This is a genomic window from Streptomyces sp. SID4985 (genome assembly GCF_009863025.1).
In the GTDB taxonomy this organism is placed as follows: Bacteria; Actinomycetota; Actinomycetes; order Streptomycetales; family Streptomycetaceae; genus Streptomyces.
In genome coordinates, this window is sequence record NZ_WWIR01000036.1 from 1 (window position 1) to 1,471 (window position 1,471).

General features: G+C 71.3%; 1 protein-coding gene. It reads left to right on the plus strand.

Annotated elements, in window-relative coordinates; genetic code table 11:
* Window positions 1–1,471: HD domain-containing protein (locus GTW40_RS01595; protein WP_161178332.1), on the plus strand; the 1,471-nt coding region annotated here is incomplete at both ends.

Genomic DNA, 1,471 nt, shown 5'->3' on the forward strand with positions numbered 1-1,471 from the left:
CCGGGGCAGGCTCCCCGCCGCCATCGGGCACGTGGCCGAGGCCCACCGCGCCCACCACCCCGACGCCGACCTCGGTCCGCTGCGCCGCGCCTATCTGCTCGCGGAGTCCTCGCACCGCGGCCAGATGCGCAAGAGCGGCGAGCCGTACATCACGCACCCCCTCGCCGTCACCCTGATCCTGGCCCAACTCGGCGCCGAGACGACCACGTTGGTCGCCTCCCTGCTCCACGACACCGTCGAGGACACCGAAGTGACGCTGGATCAGGTGCGGGAACAGTTCGGGGAGGAGGTCCGTTATCTGGTCGACGGCGTCACCAAGCTGGAGAAGGTCGACTACGGAGCCGCCGCCGAGCCCGAGACCTTCCGCAAGATGCTCGTCGCCACCGGCAACGACGTGCGCGTGATGTCGATCAAACTCGCCGACCGCCTGCACAACATGCGCACGCTCGGCGTGATGCGCCCCGAGAAACAGGCGCGCATCGCCAAGGTCACCCGCGACGTCCTCATCCCGCTCGCCGAACGCCTCGGTGTGCAGGCCCTCAAGACCGAGCTGGAGGACCTGGTCTTCGCCATCCTCCACCCCGAGGAGTACCGGGCCGTCAGAGAACTCATCGCGGAGAACGCGTCCCGGGCCGACGACCCGCTGGAAGAGGTCGCCGAAGAGGTGCGCGCGGTGCTGCGCGAGGCCGACATCCCCGCCGAAGTCCTCATCCGCCCGCGGCACTTCGTCTCCCTCCACCGCGTCAGCCGCAAACGCGGCGAACTGCGCGGCACCGACTTCGGGCGACTGCTCGTCCTCGTGAACGAGGACGCCGACTGCTACGGCGTCCTCGGCGAGCTGCACACCTGCATGACGCCGGTCGTCTCGGAGTTCAAGGACTTCATCGCCGTACCCAAGTTCAACCTGTACCAGTCGCTGCACACCGCCGTCGCCCGCCCCGACGGCCAGATCGCCGAAGTCCTCATCCGCACCCACCAGATGCACCGCGCGGCCGAGGCGGGCGTGATCGCGCTCGGAAATCCCTACACGGCGCCCGAGGAACAGTCCGCGGCGGCCGACGGCGAGCGCGTCGACCCCACCCGTCCCGGCTGGCTCTCCCGCCTCCTCGACTGGCAGCGCGCCGCGCCCGACCCCGACACCTTCTGGTCCACCTTGCGCGAGGACCTCGCCCAGGACCGGGAGATCACCGTGGTCCGCCCCGACGGCGGCACCCTGGGCCTGCCCGAGGGCGCCACCTGCGTCGACGCCGCCTATGCGCAGTACGGCGACGACGCGCACGCCTGCATCGGCGCGCGTGTCAACGGCCGCCTCGCCCGGCTCAGCACCGTCCTGCACGACGGCGACACCGTGCAGCTCCTCATGGGCCAGGACCCCGCCTCCGAGCCCTCCCGTGAATGGCTGGAGCACGCCCACACCCCGGCCGCGCGCATCGCCATCCAGCGGTGGCTCGCGGCCCACCCCGCCGCCGAC